Raw genomic sequence first — 16432 nt, forward strand, 5'->3', positions numbered from 1 at the left:
GAGCGGTTATGCCCTACCTTTGAGCGGGTTCACCATCCTTTCGAGCGGTTATGCCCTACCTTTGAGCGGGTTCATCTTCTTTTCGAGCGGTTATGACCTTTCTTTGAGCGGTTTCACCATCCTTTCGAGCGGTTATGCCCTACCTTTGAGCGGATTCTCCATACTTTCGAGCGGCTATGACCTTTCTTTGAGCGGGTTCACCATCCTTTCGAGCGGCTATGCCCTACCTTTGAGCGGATTCTCCATACTTTCGAGCGGTTATGCCCTACCTTTGAGCGGGTTCACCATCCTTTCGAGCGGCTATGCCCTACCTTTGAGCGGGTTCACCATCCTTTCAAGTGGTTATGCCCTACCTTTGAGCGGGTTCACCTACCTTCTGAGCGGTTCGAGAACCGCATTGAGAGGGTTCCATTCCAGAATAAAAATGACTGTTTCAAAAGTAAACATTTTGAAACAGTCTGTATAAATTCATAGCTATACCTGCTCTCTATTGATTTCTAATGCCAGCTCGTTTAATTTTTGATCTAATTCATCGAGTATACGTAATCTGTAATCTATTTGCTCCTCAATATGAATGGACTTTTTCATTTCCTTATTCATATCATTAGTTTGCTTTTCCATTTCATTTGATAATCTTTCAATCTCTGAATTTTTCCTCTCCAACTCTTTTATCAAGTGTTGATGAAGGCTGTCCGTTTCTATTTTGTCTCTATATGATTTTTCCAAGACCTCTATCATTTTTTCCATATGACTACCTGCTGCTGATGTAAAGTCGTTTAATTTTTTTTCAAGCCCTCCGACAATCGCTTTATAGTCAATATCAATTGTAGCTTCATTCGAAACTTGTTGGCTTTCCTTTAATAATTTATTTTCAGCCCGCAATTCAGCGATTTCCTTTAATAAAGACTCTATTGATGCAATTTGTTTTTTTCTTTGGACTTCTCGCTTTTGAATCTCTTCATCATATGCCTGCAGCTCCTTATCAAAGTCTCTCTTCAACTTTAAAAGCTCCATCGAAAGTTCTTTTCTAAGCCTTGTTAATTGTACATTCTCTCGTTCAAGTCTTAGTACCAATGCGTAATAATCACTGTCCCTTAGTCTTTTTACTTCATTTTTATACTTAGCTAACTCTGCCCTTAAAAAAATAATCATTTGTTGGAGCTGTATTGGATCATTGTTTTTCACAATATCATTTTCCATCGTCACACCCCCTAACCCGAATAACTTTTTAACAAATCAACCACCTCTTCAAACTGTGCTTTACTATCCTCTAGTATTTCATCTAATTGCTTCATCAACTTTGCTTCTAGTTCTCGGATATCATTTTGTCCAGTATTTTTCTTTTCACCTGAGACCAAATAGGCCATTAATTGATGTAATGTACTTTTTTCAAGAAACGCAAAGCTATTATCTTGTTCATTACGCCGATTGAGTTGCTCCTTTAAAAGTTGTTGAGTTACACTATTGTACTCTTGCTTTTGATCATCCTTCATTGTCATCCTCCTGTGCTTGACCGATACCATTAAGGTTAATAGGATTTAAAACAACAATACCATCTGTTAGCTGATCACAATATGTAAAGCCCATAATAGTGCCAGAATACGATAAATTATGGGACCATTTTATTTGAAAATTAGTAAATGAAATGGTTTCATTGGGCTCAATTGTTGTCTTCCCTACTGGTCTCAGCCAATACTCTTCTTTGCTTAACTTATCATTAAACCGTTCCCAATTAATTTGCCCTTGTGTCTTGAAATTTGGTGTGAAATTTTCATGAACATACCTCCCAGAAAAATAAAATGGAGAATCCTTAGGTACCGTTATGCACAAATAGGGGTTTGTAATAGCTGTACTACCGATGTTGCGAATATGATAGGAGCCTAAACATAAACTCTCTTGCTCAGGAATATAGGAAATATTGAACGAGGTTGTAAAATAACTAATGAGGTTAAACCTGTTTGGAATTGTCAACTCCTCAACTAACTGCTTAATTTCATGAACATAGGCGTTTGTTTGTTCTTTTAGTGCCAGTATCTTGTCTTCTATACGTTTTGTCACTTCGTACCTCCTTGATGTTATTTACTTACAAAGCGTCTCTTCAACTCTTAGAGAACCACTTGACTCGCTAACACGACAAAATAAAAAAAGAGAGGATAACCCTCTCTTCATGATATGACTTTCTTCTATTTGTTAGCACCATTAACCCATAGGTGGGAAAATAACAGGGCATTGTTGTGGACGAACCGCAGTTGGACATGAGAATGGTAAGTCTGCTCTTGGTTCGCAGAAAGTTGCTAAGAATTCCACAGTAACTGGGAATGTAGATTGAATACTTTGACAAACAGCAACAGTAATTGTCAACGCAGAGAACGTGATTGTACCTGCTGCAGCCCCTGTTCCAACAGTAAGTGTTCCAGTTGTACAAACGAAGCAATCTAAATCTGTGTATAAAATTTCAACGTCTGTTCCCTTAGGCGCACATAACGTCACTTGCTCACAGCGAGAAACTGGAATGTTAGTGCTTGTGAAAACAGTACCATTAGGTAAAGTAACGACAATTGTTAGAATGAAGTTCTTTTGAACATTTAGATGTTGCAGACAAACAGTTGATCCATCAATAGTGAATTGGCGATTCTCACGGTTTAGAATCACAATTGGATTTGTAGCTGCTGGAATTACTCGACAAGTAACAATAGCACCTGTTAAGTCAGTAGTTGCTGTAACACCTGGGAATGTAATTGGTCCAGTAGGCGAAATATCAAACGACATTTCTTTTACAATCCAGTCGTATACCTTATCAACATTTATACAGATTAGTTCCTGCGCCTGGGATGGCATATGCTCTTGCATCCTTTTGACACCTCCATAAAATTTTTATCTTTCGTTTGTAGCATATGTTTTTCAGCTATAAGTGCATGGGCTAACAAATAGTTACATTGGATATTTATTAAAATCAGCCAAGATCATTTTTACATCCAGTTCTTTCTTTATGGTAAGAACTAAAATATTGAGAGGACCGGTATATTTGTAACAGAAAGTCAATATTTTTAATAAACTAATAATGGACTGAAAGGGGTGAACTACAATGGAAGAATCAAAATTGTATACCACTCAAGAAATTGAAAATTTAAAGCAAAAAATTGAAACATATAGAGAATCGTTAACCTCGTTAAAAATGGGGACGTCAATTGAAGATTTCCTTTATATGAAGCAGGAATTTGATGGACTAAAAACACAAATGGCCCACTTAGAGGGGATCACAGAGACATTAGATACTAAACAAAATTCATATATAAAAGGATATGAGGATCAAATCAGGGTTCTTTCAATACAACTTGAGTCTTTGAATCAAACCATTGAAGAAATGAACCAAGAGATTTTATCAATTTTAAATAAACTATTGCCAGTTAAAGGAGATGATACAACGACCTTACCTTCCTCCATTGAAATGCCTTCTCAAACTTATTCTAATCTTTTGCCAAGACAACCTAGAATGACACAAACAGCAGATCAAACTACAATTACATCAGCACAGCCATCTTATAGACTACTACAAAGTGTGGCAGGTAAAGCCAAAAAACACCAACCAAATGTAAATACCGGGGCTCCCTCTCCTCCAAATGGTCTACAGGCAACTAAACCTGAAGAGCGGCATTTTAATCAGCAATATTTTCAATCAATCAATACGCACCCGAGCCAAATATATAATGGCTTATACAGAAACACGACAGTTGAATCCACCTTCCATTTTAAAAATGCCACGGATGCAAAGGAAGTTCCAGTAAGTGTTTATGATCCATTACAGCCTACTTTAAGTGAAGAAAACATCGAGAATGAACCTTTACAATCTGTTCATGAATCGGAGAGTACTAAAACGACGGAAATTTTAGATGCTCCTATCGAGATTGTGAAAACAGAAAGTGAACATAACCTTCATGAGATGCCAGAAGTATCTAATGAGTCGTTAGAACAAGCTATATCGGAGCTACCTAGCGAGCAAATCAACCAAGTCATTTCAGAAAATGTAGAAGTGCCTGTAGACACATATCACTCTCCTTCATTGGAAACTGAAGAATATGTTGAAGGGTATCAAGCTGGAACAGCCTTTGAGATTCATCCATCCCTTGAAGAAGCGCAACCTGAACCTGTAATTAGGCCGATTGAAGAAGAAAATAAGCAACCCGAACCTGTAATTAGGCCGATTGAAGAAAGTAAGCAGCCCAAACCTGTAAAAGAGCTAATCGAGGAAGAAAGTAAACAGTCTGAACTTGTAAGTAAGCCGATCGAAGAAGAAAATAAGAAGGGAAAGAACTCCTTTTTCGATTTCTTTAAAAGATGGAGTTAAATTTATCGTTCTATAAAACATCCACTATGTATGACCATACATAGTGGATGTCTTTATGTTTCAAATAAAAGCTGACTTTCAGAAATCATTGAATTTATAGGTGATGAAGATATTTGCCCTTCCCCCCCTTTCACATATGAATAGAATAATGAAGAAAGGGGGTGTAAAAATGTGTTTGAATAATTCAATGTGTGGTTGCTCTGGTAATGGTCATGGTAATGGTGAATGTACTGCTCTAGGCCCATTTATCGGAATTGATGCTGCATGTATTACTCCACCGGTAGCTACAGGTGCGATTATCCCATTTTCTTCAGGGATTGACCCTGTTGCATTAGTAGCTGTTGCAGGTGGTTTAATTGGGACTGTAAGTCTTGTTGGCTTCGGGACATCTGTTCCAGGGATAGCTCTTACTGGTGTTAATATAGATTTAACAAGTACTCTTACAGAAGCGTTTAATGTTCCACGCCCAGGTACAATTACATCTATTTCCGCTACAATTTCAGCAACTGCTGCTTTAACTTTAACAGGAACAGGGACAGTTAGAGCACAGATTTACCGCGCAGTTCCAGGAAGTAACGTTTTCAGCCCTACTGCAGCATTTGTTGATTTATTACCAGCATTACCATTAGCAGCTGTAGTAGCTGGTACGATTGCAAGTGGCAATGCAAACGTATCTGTTCCAGTAAATACTGGAGACCGCTTAGTAATGGTGTTCTCCTTGACTACTTCAGGGGTTGCTGCGACTCTTCTTGGTAACGCAAGTGCAGGAATCAATATTGTATAAGAGAATGTAGATCACAACTACTAATAAAGTATTAGCATCCTTAAAAAAATGAAATCAACTGAATGAACTTATAATAGGCGATTTGCAAGAAATCGCCTATTTTTTATGCCCCCAAAGCAAACTGAATATGTGCCAAATGATGCTTACCATGCCAAGCATATAAACCGATTGCTTGCTCCAGTGTTGTCAGTCCTGAATCAGGATGATTGAATGCTCGTTGTAATTGCTCATCTTTTAAGTTACTTAGCAAGTAAACCCAACGTTCATGTAAATTTTCTATTAAATTATAAGAAGTTGCTACTGGCATTGCAGAATCTGGTAGCTGTGCCCATTCCGCTTCATTGTATGGTTTAATGGTTGGGACGTCCTCTGTTAGGGCTAGCTTAAAACGGATATAGCTATTCATGTGGCTGTCGGCAATATGATGGACTAGCTGTTTAACTGTCCAACCATTTTCTCGGTAGGTTTTTGCCAATGCTTGCTCACTTGCTCCACTCAAGGCCTCTGCAAGCTGCATCGGTAATAAACGAATGTCGTCAATCCATTCTTTTACCTGCTGTGAAGTAACCTCTTTTGGTAATTGAAACTGTCCAATAGGATATTGTAGATCTGTCATATTGTTCTCCTCCGTATCAATTGTGTTTTCTGTGCTATTCAAATGGTAGTATTATAACTTACAAGAAAAGGTACTTGCCAATTATTGACGAATATCATATATCAACGTATCAAAGTATTTCCCATTCGTATACAGCAAGAGAGCCCATTCACCAGGCTTAGGGATTTTTACACTAGAGGGTGCATGAGCATCTGCTCCATTTACTGGCCCACCAAGCACAATGCTCCATCCATCTACTAAAATTGGCTGGATGGCCTTTGATTCTTTATGATAACCTACAACCGTTAACTCTGTACTACCACTGTCATCCATTCCCCATAGATGCCACATCCACTTTTGTGTACTTAAGCTTGGCATATCAGCACCAATGACTCCCGATTTATTAGCATTACCAATGATGCCCCTATCGCCGAACTCAACTGCTTTACGACTCCAATCAATCGAGGAAAAATCACTTTCCTGTACAAAATCAGGTATACCCTCTGGCATTGTTATGTTCTCTTTATCTGCACAGCCTACTACGAGTAACAATAGAACACATAACAGTACAAATCGTTTCATAACATCCCCCCCCATTTCTTATAAACCGTTTTCTTTATTAAATTATTACAGATAATTCAGTAAATTAAAATGCTAAATGCCTAGAGATTTTTTAACAACAGCTACTAATGGCTTTAATGGATGGATAACTGATATAGCTGTTTGCTCTTCAAATTGTTGTGCGGCATCTACCATTGAAAGCTGCGCTACAGAGATCAACCTTTGTTCATCAGTTAATGAAAGCAGAGTCTGTAAAATGGCATCACTGTAGGCTTCCTTTTTTCCCTGCATAATGAGGTCAAATGTATTCTCAATGACTTTTGCCACGACAGTTACTGATTTTTCATGATGCTTAGCATATTGGTGAAGTCTAGCCATTGTTCCTTCAACGGTCATAGGATTTGTAAAAAGAATGGTTATAGGTTGTTGTACGTTACATATGCTTTCAAAATATAGCTCATCAATTTTTATTATGGGAATTGATGAATCGACAGTAGCATCATCCTGTAACAAGGCAATATAATTAGTATATGTTATTAAAATAGCATCCACATCACAGCTAGCTATCCATTCGATTTGTTCCTTAACTTTACGAGCTACATCACCCATTCCTTTTGATACTTGCTGCATGACTCCAGGATCTACAAAATGAAGCAATTCCATATCCTCATCATTTTGGAAAGTACGCTCTATGTACTCTATATTGGAATAATGGGCATGCAAACAGCCAATTCGTTTCTTCAAATACCTTCCTCCTCATTGGAAAGCCTCTTTTCCATTGTTACCTTACCAGATTCCCTCCCATTTCTTCTTTTCTTACAGCATATCTTAATAATTGATCTAATGCACTGGAGTAAATTACTCCACCTCAATTCATCATAGAAAGATGACCTATTAAGCATACATATTCATAAAAATAACCGCATTATCAAAAGACAATGCGGTCTACCAATTTGTTTATTTATGCATAAAGCGTATGGCTCTACTCATAACAGTTGGTACAATTGAAGCATGATTTTCGTCTAAAGCCTCGTAAAACTCAACATTCATTATTTTTTCTAGTAACGTTGCCATTTGGCGCGCATCATCCACCATAAAGGTTTCAAGTTCACCTGCACTAATAAACAATGTTTCGTTCATTTCTTGATGCTCATTCAAAAATACTGACGCACATTGTACTAATTCATGCTCATTCCACCAAATTGAAGGGCTAATAGCTAGATAGCTTTGGAAGCTAGATTGATGGTGAAACAGTTGCCAAAGCGTAAAATAACCTCCTAAGGAATGACCAAATAAAGCTTCCTGTGCTTTATTCACAGGATATTGGGCCTCAATTGTCGGCTTCAGCTCTTCCTCTATAAAGCGGCTAAAATACACTGCTCCTCCTAACTTTTCATGACCCTTCCCTTTAAATCGTGCAGGATAAATATATGCCTCTGCTGGCGCCGTAAAATCATAAAATCTTCTTTCACGCATATCATCGCCATGTCCGATGCCTACAACAACAGCTGGTAGGACCCCCGTCTTTGGTGCATTACGACTTTGTAAACGTATCGCTTCCTTTACAAGATTAAAATAAGATGAGCCATCTAGTACATACAACACCGGAAAGCCTTCTTCTGGTGCTTCCTCACTTGGCACATAGATATTAATCGTGTACGTATAATCCGTTAATTTCGATGTTATTTGTTGTGTGGCATGCTCTATTTTAGTTCTCTTCATTTGTCACCCTCCTTTAAAATGTCATAGCCATAGCATACAGGTGTATTCGTTACTGGATCTTCCATAATGCGTGCATCAATATGAAATACTTTACGCATCACTTCTGCACTTACTATTTCCTGCGGCGTTCCGGTTTGTATAATAACACCTTTCTGCATCGCAATAAGATGATCTGAATATCTGGCAGCGTGGTTAATATCATGTAGAACCATGACAATTGTACAGTCGTGCTGCTCATTTAAGCTTTTGACTATATCCAGCACTTCTAGCTGATGTGCCATATCTAAATAGGTAGTAGGCTCGTCCAACAGTAAAATATTTGTTTCTTGTGCTAAAGCCATCGCTAACCAAACGCGCTGACGCTGACCTCCAGAAAGCTGTGCAAGCTCTCGATTACGATATTCCATCGTATTTGTGACAGTTAACGCCCACTCAATCATTTCCTCATCTTTATTTGTTAATCGATTGACATTGTTTCGATGTGGATAACGACCATAGGCAATTAACTCCTGCACCTTTAGTTGACCAGGTGCAACAGGTGTTTGAGATAGAATAGCTAGTTTCTTTGCAATATCCTTGGTCGATAAATTTTGCATATTTTGCTCTTGCAAGTATACCGTGCCTTGCTGCTTTTTTAATATACGTCCAATTGTTTTAAGAAGGGTTGATTTACCACACCCATTTGGACCAATAATCGTTGTCACCTTGCCCTCTTCTATCGTTAAATTTAAGCCTTCAAATACACGAACCTGCTCATAACCGGAAGCTAAATTTTCCATTCTAAATGCAGTTTGCACATCATTTCCTCCTATGCCTTAGATTTCACAAGTAAATACAAAAAGTAGGGAATCCCAATAATGGAAACAACAATTCCAACAGCCAGTTCCGATGGTGCAAATACGGTTTTGCCAATAAAATCAGCTAAAATTAACAAGCCTGCACCAATCAATGCACTTACCGGCATGACAAAACGGTGTTGAATACCGACCAGCTGCTTCGCAATATGAGGAGCCATTAAACCTATGAAGCCAATACTTCCTGATACGGATACACAGGCACTAACAAGCCCAACACTAGCTAATAACAGCTTCATTTTCTCTTTTTCAACAGCGATTCCTAAACTTGTGATGCTATCCTCTTCAAGCTGAAAATAATCAAGTAAATACGATTTTCTATACACATACATTCCTAAAACTAAGAGCCAAGGTAACATCGTTAGGGCAAAAATCCAATTCGCATTATAGATAGACCCTGCCATCCATATAGCTGCAGATTCAAAATCTTGAGCACTCATTTTTAAAGATAAGAATAATGACAAAGCACCAAACCCACTATTAATCGCTATCCCTGTTAAAATTAAACGCTGCATATCTAGATGACCATTTTTTAAAGCAAATGAGAAAATCAATATAGCAGCAATCGCACCACCGATAAAACCGAACAATGGCATCATTAAAATAGACAACCAGCTACTCATATCTGCACTCACTAGTTTTAATTGAAAGAAGAACATAAAAATTACGACCGCTGCACCAGCGCCAGCATTAATTCCTAAAATCCCAGGGTCCGCTAGTCCATTGCGTGTAATCCCCTGTAAGACAACCCCTGCCAAACCTAAGCCAATGCCGACTAGTCCGGCAATAACAATTCGAGGCAAGCGAAATTCAAAAATGACTAGATCAAATTTAGGATTTGCCTCAATCCGCAACAATGTTTTAATGACATCCATGACAGACATATCAAAAACACCATTTGTTATATGTAGATAGCTCGCAAGCAAAATTAATAAAATAAGCATTGATATAGTTAGAACAAAAATATTGGAGGTTTTTTTACGCACGTTTTTCACCTCCGTGCTTGCGAACTAAATATAAGAAGAAGGGTACGCCAACTAATGCTGTTAAGACTCCAATTGGCGTTTCAAATGGATAGTTAACATAGCGACTAAGGACATCACAAAGCGCTAAAAAGAAGGCACCAATAACAGCGGCACAAGGAATGATATAGCGATAATCTACTCCAACTAAGAAACGTGTAATATGTGGGATAACTAGCCCTACAAAGGCGATTTTTCCAACAAGAGCCACCGCTGTTCCAGTCAAGCATACTACTGCTAGCATACTAATAATTCGCACTGCTTTTGTTTTCTGCCCAAGTCCCATAGCTATATCTTCACCTAATGACGTAATAGTAATGGCTTTCGCAGATAATAAAGCCAGGACTAATCCTGTTAAACCAAACGGAATAGAAAGAATAAGCATATCCATGTCCACCATATGTACTTTTGTGTTATACCAAGCACTGACTGTTTGCGAGACTTGGAAATACATCGCAATGGCAGTAGCAATACTGCTTAAAAACGTACCAATGACCGTCCCAATAATCGCTAACCTTACTGGTGATAGGCCATTGCGAATTAATGAACCAAAACCAAAGACAATGCCGGCTCCCAATGCTGAACCAAGCATAGATAATAAAATCATTTGATAGTTTGGAAGTCCGGGGAAAAAGACGATAGCTAATGTTATGACAAAAGCGGAGCCGTCGTTAACGCCCATTAATGACGGTGAAGCTAAATAATTTCGTGTAATCCCCTGCATAACTGCTCCGGCTACTGCCAAAAAAGCTCCTACTAACAATACTGCGGCTACTCGGGGAATACGCCCTGTCCGTATAATTTGATGATCAACATTCGAAGGATCAAAAGCTGCCATCGCCTGCCATACTGTCATTGCACTAATATCCTTCGTGCCATACGTAATAGAAACAAGTGCCACAAGGGCAATAAGGAAAGGAAATACCGCTAATATTGAAAATGACACTATGTTTATTTTTTTCAACTTTTACACCTTTTTCTTTACCATTTTCACACCCAAACTGTTACTGAACAAAAGGCCGGTAATAGCCCGGTGACATCACCAAATCTACTACCAGCCTGCTATACTATTTAAGTAATTTTTCAGCTGCAGCATCTAAGAATTTTACCTTAGACCAAGCCGTACCACCTTGTGCTAATGGCTCAATTGCATTAACGAAAACCTGATTATTTTGCGCTGCCTTCAAGCTCATGAAAATCGGATTCTTTTGTAGGTCCTCTAAAGCTTTTGGCGTATCCTTATTCTCTGAATCCTCGAATTGTAAGAAAATCGCATCTGGATTTACTTGAGCTAATGTTTCAAGTGATAGTTCAGCTTGCGCCTTAGCTGTAGTGACCACTTCTGGGACGGGTGCTCCTAAATCTTCATAGAGGACTGGATTTAAATAAACACCTGCTGGATAAATGTACATTACACCACCACGAACACGGATTATTAATACTTGCTTATCTGCTAATTGTTCCTTTGATTTCACTTGTGCATCAGCAACTTTAGCTTCATAGTCAGAGATGATTTTTTTAGCATCCTCTTCTTTACCAGCTAATTGTGCAAGTAATGTTAAATTTTCCTTCCAGTTTGTTGAAATATGTGAGTACGGAATCATTGTTTGAATTTTGTTCAGCTTTTCAGCCGTTTCCTCAGGGAATTTCGAAGTGCCAACGATGACATCAGGATTTAGATTAAGAATGGCTTCCGCATTTGGCTCCATTTTATTTCCTACAAGTGTAGTACCTTCAAAATCCGCTGCTAGATAAGCAGGAACTTTACCACCAACTTCTAGTACACCTACTGGCTTAATGCCGAGCATAGCAGCGTCTTCCATTGATTCTAGACTTGCAGCAACAATATTGTTAACTTGTGCTGGAAGCTCATATTTTTCACCTAAGTATGTAATTGTTTGTGTTTGTGCTTGTTCTGTCTGCGATTCTGTTGCGCTTGTATTAGTTGTTGACGTAGACTCCTCCGCCTTATCTGTCCCACATGCGGCAAGTGACAGTGCTAAAAGTGCCGGAGCACACATTTTAAAATATTTATTCATAAAAATTCTCTCCTAACAATCTTTTATTGATAATGATAATCGTTTTCACAAACAAGTCAATACACAATTGATATTCATTATCATTTACGGATACTATCCTAACAAAGTAAAAAAAGATTGTGAATGGACGATTTCGAAAATGACATGGATTTTTGCCGATTTAAATAATAAAAAAACTGCTTCTTTTTTTATAAGAAACAGCATTTACACATAGTTAGCTTCCTCCATTTTTATCTTTCGATAAGCTGAAGGTGACAAACCAGTACATTTTTTAAAGACTCTACTAAAATAAAAGCAATCTACATACCCTACACATTCAGCAATTTCAGCTATAGGAATTTCAGCATATTCTAGTAAGTCCTTTGCGCGCCGTATACGGTATTCCGTTATATAGGTGCTAGGATTCATACCTGTATGCTGCTCAAATAAATACGCAAAGCGACGGCGTTCAATTCCAAATTCTTTAGAAATATTTGACACCAAAATCTGCTCTGCATAATTCTCATGTATATACTCTAAGGCCTGTTCCATCCATTTACTAGCACTATCTAAAACCTTCATTTTTGCCGCTATAAGAATATTTTCTAGCAAATTCATAAATAAAGTCTTGGACTTAAAAATAGCCATACTTCCTGGAAGTGAGTAGCTTTCTATTATTTGCTGGACGATGTTAATGATTTGCGTGTTAAAGCCTGTATTGATTGAAAAATGTTGCTCTGCTAATGGGAAAAGAGCAGATTCCTCTGTAGGTAGACTATAAAGAATAACTGCATATTCCCAACCTTTGTGACTGGTAACCTTTACTTCTATCGGCATCTGGGAACCTGCATGGACAATCATTCCCGGCTCCATAACATAGGGAGTTCCTTTAAAGCTAAAGATGGCACTACCTGCAAGAGGTATAACTAAGCCACATTTTCCTGGCGCTGTTGTTCTTCCTGTATCTTCTTCACCGGGTTCCATTCTTTTAGTAAAAACATCCGTAAATTTTACAGAAGCATGTGCAAAGTAATCAATTAAATATTTGATATCCATACGCTAACTCCTAAACATGTATAACATTCTGAATCTGTGAAAAATGATGTAAATCATGATTGATTAACCCGATAAAATAGTCAACAATGATTATCTCTGATTGACCAATTGTAAATGTCTGCTGCCATTGCTCATCTGTAAATTGCTGAAGAACTTGTAATAGCTGACTCCTTGAGGTAATAAAATCCGTGATTGTTTGATCCATATGCTGTTCCCGACTTTTCTTGGCTGCACTCGTATTTAGCTTTTCAGCATCTGGTCCTTTAGGTAGACGTTCATCAACAAAGAAAAAAGGTATGCGTTGATTTAACACAAAATCATCCCAGGGGTGAAGATGTCCTATCACCTCTGCAACTGACCATTTCCCAGGTTCAATTGGCATACGCCATTGAACTTCAGATAGAGACCTAAAATCGCTTATCCAATCCATTGATTTTTTATAGTGGTTGATAACATAGGTTTTATCTCTTTGCAATAAAGCTCACCTCTTTACTGAAGATTAATTTCTAACTTTGGCCATCTTAAGTGCCACTGTTTAAGATGCATTCTTTGACGATAAATCTCATAATTATTTTCAAGGAAAAATGGCGTCGGCTCTACAATACCTGCTCCTAGATGTCTAATCCCATACGGTGCAGCAATCTCTAGTAAACCATTTGATAATTTCACGCCAATAGCCGTTGGTATTTCAGGGAAATGAGCAATTCCATCAACAGCAGATTTGTACGGTTTACTTCCATTAAGGACGTGCATTCGTGCTTGATTTTTCACAGACCATGGCTCATTTGGTGATATCTGTTTGAGTTCCTGTTCATAGTGTTTTTCTATTTTTTCCGCTACCTTTTCTTTATCAAAATATATCACATCAATATCAGTAATCGGTGTTCTATCTTCTTTTTCATGAAGGACATCCCATACCTTTGAGCGAATGACCCCTGCACATACCCACCAATCTGGCAGCTGCAATGTTTCCACTGTAGATAAAATTTCCATCATCCAATCATCTGCCACTATTAGATTTTTTAGTTCTTCCTCCGTTTGTAGCAATCTCAAGTCGTCAGCCTCCAATTTAACTTTTACACCAAACTTTTAATCTTGTCGCTACCATTTCAGGTGCATCTCGGAATATATCATGTCCAGCTCCTACAATTGATTCAACATTTAAATGTCCTATTTTCATTTGTAAGTTCTGGATACAATTTTTTCTTATCGTATCTAACTCTGCAGGTATCGTTGCATGTATTAACAATATGGGGCATTTTACCATACTCACTACATGATCAACTGGCTCCAAATTCATACCTTTTAACATCGCTTGTGCAGTGAAGATAGAAAGAGTTAGTCTAATTTCTCCATTTTGCTCCCTCACCTGTGCTTTTGAAGCTGCTTTCAACTCCTCGGACCATCTAGAAAGCTCCTCTTTTTCAGAGTTAAAAAATTCCTTCCATGATGGAAAGCGGACATTTTCACAAAAGGATTCTACATCTTTTAATTCCTTTTCTAGAGTGGTCCCTATATCTTTCCCTGACATATATCCTCCATCTAGTAATACGACACCTTTTATTTGTTGTGGATATCTTGCTCCAAAGTGGATAGCCAAGTCTGCTCCAAAGGAATGCCCAATTAAATAAAAGGTTTTATTTTTTAAATATGTACTTATTATTTCTTCTATCATTTTAATTAAATTGGAAGGGAGATAATTCTTCTCTTCTTCTAAAGCTGTGCTATAACCATGTCCAGGTAAGTCAAAAGAGATAACATGATACTCTGTTAAATATGTTGCTACCTCTCCAAATGCTAAGCCTGTGCTTCCAAGTCCATGTAAAAAAACTAAAGATGTATTTTGAGGATTTCCCCATTGATATATTTGGTAATTCATCTAATTGCCCCTCTTTTTCTATAAATTTATTTTATAAATTTCCAAAAATAATATATTAGATTTATGCAATAATACCCTTTACCCTAAAGCTATTAAAGTGAAGGGAGAGGCTTATGAATAGAATGCTTATATTGCTCTTGGTACTACTTAGCTTAATTGGATTTTTCTATATAAAAATATCTTTAACACTCGTATGTATCGGAATGGTAGCGGCCTTTATTGGCACACTTGCGGGAGGTGGCGGATTAATTACGCTGCCTGCCATGATGCTTGTCGGTATACCAATTCAAACAAGCATTGCAACTAATAAATTTTCGACGGGCATTTCAGCTTTATCCAGCATTTTTTATTTGCTCTACCACAAGGAATTACATGTCACATCTATTATAAAAAATATAACGCTTGCTATTGTAGGAGGGATTTGTGGCGCACTTCTAGCCGTATCACTATCAGATCGAATAATGAATGTCATTGTCTGCGTACTACTTATTTTAGCCTTAGTCGTCACGTTGAAGAATAAAGAATGGAACGAACTACCTGTAAGAACACAATATAAAACACATCGTCTTTGGCAAGTGTTTTTCATCGCTATGTATGATGGGGGCTTTGGCCCAGGCTCTTCAACATTTAGTATTTTACATTATCTACGTTCCCATCAAACTTACATAAAAGCTGTACAGCTCACACGTGTCCTCATCTTTGGAAGCTGTACAGGAGCATTTGTTATTTTTTACAATACTGGCTTTATTCAATGGCACTATGCGATCGCCATGGCCATTGGCTCAATCATAGGCTCACAGCTAGGTCTTCTAGTGTTACCACGTATTCCATTAAAAATAGCCAAAAAATTACTAACTACTATTATTCTTTTATTGATTATCCAAGTGGCATTTACATTCATTTACTGAGCACCACTCAAATGTTCGTGTATTAACTTCCATTCATCGTCAACGAATGTAAAAATATTTGTTGCTCTACCGCTACCTGTTACAAATTTTCCGTTTAGATAGCCTTCATAGTGATATGTATAAAGACAGGTAGCTGTTTTTTCGTCAACTGTTATCCAGTTTACATCTGATGCCGAATAAACTTCCTCTTTGATTACATTCCACGCATGCTTAAAGTACGCCTCAATTTCTTCTGTAGTAGTGCATGTTTTATCAGAGAACCAATAAATTGCCTGAGGATGCAAAATTGCCTTTACTTGATTAAAATCATGTGTATTTGTTGCTTGTATATACCTTTCCAGTGCTTGTTGATGTGTCATCAGCTCTCCTCCTTTTTAACAATATTATCCTAAATTTTAATGATTGTCGTGTGACATTTTGCTGTTAAAGCCTATAATGAAGATAAAATATATTATGCGTAGTATTTAGGAGGATAGCTATGTTAGCTACTATTAAAAAGCACTCAGATTGTCATGTCGTAACGTACAAAAGACCGCTACCACATTCAATTGACACTGTTTGGAAGGCCATAACTACCAATGAAAACCTACAAAAGTGGATGAGTAATCTTGAAATCATTGACCTACGTCAGCACGGTAAAATACATTTTAATATGAACGATGGAACAGATACCTATGAGGAAATTGCC

22 protein-coding genes are annotated in these 16432 nt (G+C 37.8%); 5 read left to right on the forward strand and 17 right to left on the reverse strand.

Annotated elements, in window-relative coordinates; all coding sequences use genetic code 11:
* The coding region (locus RT445_RS05240; protein ID WP_313469985.1) for a hypothetical protein at positions 1 to 466 on the forward strand (466 nt) is incomplete at its 5' end.
* A gap of 8 nt (positions 467 to 474) precedes the next feature.
* Here RT445_RS05240 and RT445_RS05245 read toward each other — a convergent pair.
* The 4 genes from RT445_RS05245 to RT445_RS05260 form a co-directional block, all read right to left on the reverse strand.
* Positions 475 to 1200: a hypothetical protein gene (locus tag RT445_RS05245; protein WP_312506538.1), complete on the reverse strand. Its 726-nt coding sequence runs from the start codon at positions 1198 to 1200 to the stop codon at positions 475 to 477.
* A gap of 11 nt (positions 1201 to 1211) precedes the next feature.
* The gene (locus RT445_RS05250) at positions 1212 to 1493 is read right to left on the reverse strand and encodes a hypothetical protein (RefSeq protein ID WP_312506539.1); all 282 of its coding nucleotides are present in this window, start codon (positions 1491 to 1493) and stop codon (positions 1212 to 1214) included.
* Positions 1483 to 2058: a hypothetical protein gene (locus tag RT445_RS05255; RefSeq protein WP_274794803.1), complete on the reverse strand. Its 576-nt coding sequence runs from the start codon at positions 2056 to 2058 to the stop codon at positions 1483 to 1485. Before RT445_RS05255 ends, RT445_RS05250 begins: the two co-directional genes overlap by 11 nt.
* Before the next feature lie 141 nt (positions 2059 to 2199).
* Positions 2200 to 2850, reverse strand: a complete 651-nt coding sequence (locus RT445_RS05260) for a BMQ_0737 family morphogenetic spore coat protein (protein ID WP_274794804.1) — start codon at positions 2848 to 2850, stop codon at positions 2200 to 2202.
* 235 nt (positions 2851 to 3085) lie between these two features.
* On the opposite strand from RT445_RS05260, the gene RT445_RS05265 reads away from it, so the two are divergent.
* Positions 3086 to 4345 carry a hypothetical protein gene (locus RT445_RS05265; protein WP_312506540.1) on the forward strand — a complete coding sequence of 420 codons (1260 nt, stop codon included), beginning with the start codon at positions 3086 to 3088 and terminating at the stop codon, positions 4343 to 4345.
* Positions 4346 to 4514: 169 nt separating this feature from the next.
* Positions 4515 to 5129 (forward strand): exosporium glycoprotein BclB-related protein, encoded by a 615-nt coding sequence (locus RT445_RS05270; RefSeq protein WP_274794806.1) that lies wholly within the window; start codon positions 4515 to 4517, stop codon positions 5127 to 5129.
* A 103-nt stretch (positions 5130 to 5232) separates the two neighbouring features.
* Here RT445_RS05270 and RT445_RS05275 read toward each other — a convergent pair whose 3' ends face one another.
* From RT445_RS05275 to RT445_RS05330, 12 genes are all read right to left on the reverse strand, one after another.
* Positions 5233 to 5745 carry a YfiT family bacillithiol transferase gene (locus tag RT445_RS05275; protein WP_274794807.1) on the reverse strand — a complete coding sequence of 171 codons (513 nt, stop codon included), beginning with the start codon at positions 5743 to 5745 and terminating at the stop codon, positions 5233 to 5235.
* An 81-nt stretch (positions 5746 to 5826) separates the two neighbouring features.
* Entirely contained in the window at positions 5827 to 6306 is a 480-nt protein-coding gene (locus RT445_RS05280) for a hypothetical protein (protein WP_274794808.1), read from the reverse strand.
* A 72-nt stretch (positions 6307 to 6378) separates the two neighbouring features.
* Positions 6379 to 7029, reverse strand: coding sequence for a hypothetical protein (locus RT445_RS05285; RefSeq protein WP_312506541.1), 651 nt, complete (start codon positions 7027 to 7029; stop codon positions 6379 to 6381).
* Positions 7030 to 7242: 213 nt separating this feature from the next.
* Complete coding sequence (locus RT445_RS05290) at positions 7243 to 8007, reverse strand: alpha/beta hydrolase (RefSeq protein WP_312506542.1); 765 nt, start codon at positions 8005 to 8007, stop codon at positions 7243 to 7245.
* The gene (locus RT445_RS05295; protein ID WP_274797390.1) at positions 8004 to 8786 is read right to left on the reverse strand and encodes an ABC transporter ATP-binding protein; all 783 of its coding nucleotides are present in this window, start codon (positions 8784 to 8786) and stop codon (positions 8004 to 8006) included. Before RT445_RS05295 ends, RT445_RS05290 begins: the two co-directional genes overlap by 4 nt.
* Before the next feature lie 29 nt (positions 8787 to 8815).
* Complete coding sequence (locus tag RT445_RS05300; protein ID WP_396631753.1) at positions 8816 to 9805, reverse strand: FecCD family ABC transporter permease; 990 nt, start codon at positions 9803 to 9805, stop codon at positions 8816 to 8818.
* A gap of 34 nt (positions 9806 to 9839) precedes the next feature.
* Entirely contained in the window at positions 9840 to 10847 is a 1008-nt protein-coding gene (locus RT445_RS05305) for a FecCD family ABC transporter permease (RefSeq protein ID WP_274794811.1), read from the reverse strand.
* A gap of 103 nt (positions 10848 to 10950) precedes the next feature.
* A complete protein-coding gene (locus RT445_RS05310) occupies positions 10951 to 11922 on the reverse strand; it encodes an ABC transporter substrate-binding protein (RefSeq protein WP_274794812.1) in 972 nt (323 codons plus the stop codon).
* 204 nt (positions 11923 to 12126) lie between these two features.
* A complete protein-coding gene (locus RT445_RS05315) occupies positions 12127 to 12957 on the reverse strand; it encodes a helix-turn-helix domain-containing protein (RefSeq protein ID WP_313469994.1) in 831 nt (276 codons plus the stop codon).
* A 10-nt stretch (positions 12958 to 12967) separates the two neighbouring features.
* The gene (locus RT445_RS05320) at positions 12968 to 13432 is read right to left on the reverse strand and encodes a DinB family protein (RefSeq protein ID WP_274794814.1); all 465 of its coding nucleotides are present in this window, start codon (positions 13430 to 13432) and stop codon (positions 12968 to 12970) included.
* 14 nt (positions 13433 to 13446) lie between these two features.
* Complete coding sequence (locus tag RT445_RS05325; protein ID WP_312506544.1) at positions 13447 to 14010, reverse strand: nucleotidyltransferase family protein; 564 nt, start codon at positions 14008 to 14010, stop codon at positions 13447 to 13449.
* Positions 14011 to 14026: 16 nt separating this feature from the next.
* Positions 14027 to 14836 carry an alpha/beta fold hydrolase gene (locus tag RT445_RS05330; protein WP_312506545.1) on the reverse strand — a complete coding sequence of 270 codons (810 nt, stop codon included), beginning with the start codon at positions 14834 to 14836 and terminating at the stop codon, positions 14027 to 14029.
* 113 nt (positions 14837 to 14949) lie between these two features.
* On the opposite strand from RT445_RS05330, the gene RT445_RS05335 reads away from it, so the two are divergent.
* Positions 14950 to 15744 (forward strand): sulfite exporter TauE/SafE family protein, encoded by a 795-nt coding sequence (locus RT445_RS05335; protein ID WP_312506546.1) that lies wholly within the window; start codon positions 14950 to 14952, stop codon positions 15742 to 15744.
* Here RT445_RS05335 and RT445_RS05340 read toward each other — a convergent pair.
* Entirely contained in the window at positions 15738 to 16103 is a 366-nt protein-coding gene (locus RT445_RS05340; RefSeq protein WP_274794816.1) for a YybH family protein, read from the reverse strand. The two genes, RT445_RS05335 and RT445_RS05340, sit on opposite strands and share 7 nt — an antisense overlap.
* 119 nt (positions 16104 to 16222) lie before the next feature.
* Between RT445_RS05340 and RT445_RS05345 the strand changes: the two genes are divergently transcribed.
* On the forward strand, positions 16223 to 16432 hold a 210-nt coding region (locus RT445_RS05345), incomplete at its 3' end, for an SRPBCC domain-containing protein (RefSeq protein ID WP_313469999.1).

This window comes from Lysinibacillus sp. (assembly GCF_032093475.1).
GTDB lineage: Bacteria > Bacillota > Bacilli > Bacillales_A > Planococcaceae > Lysinibacillus > Lysinibacillus irui.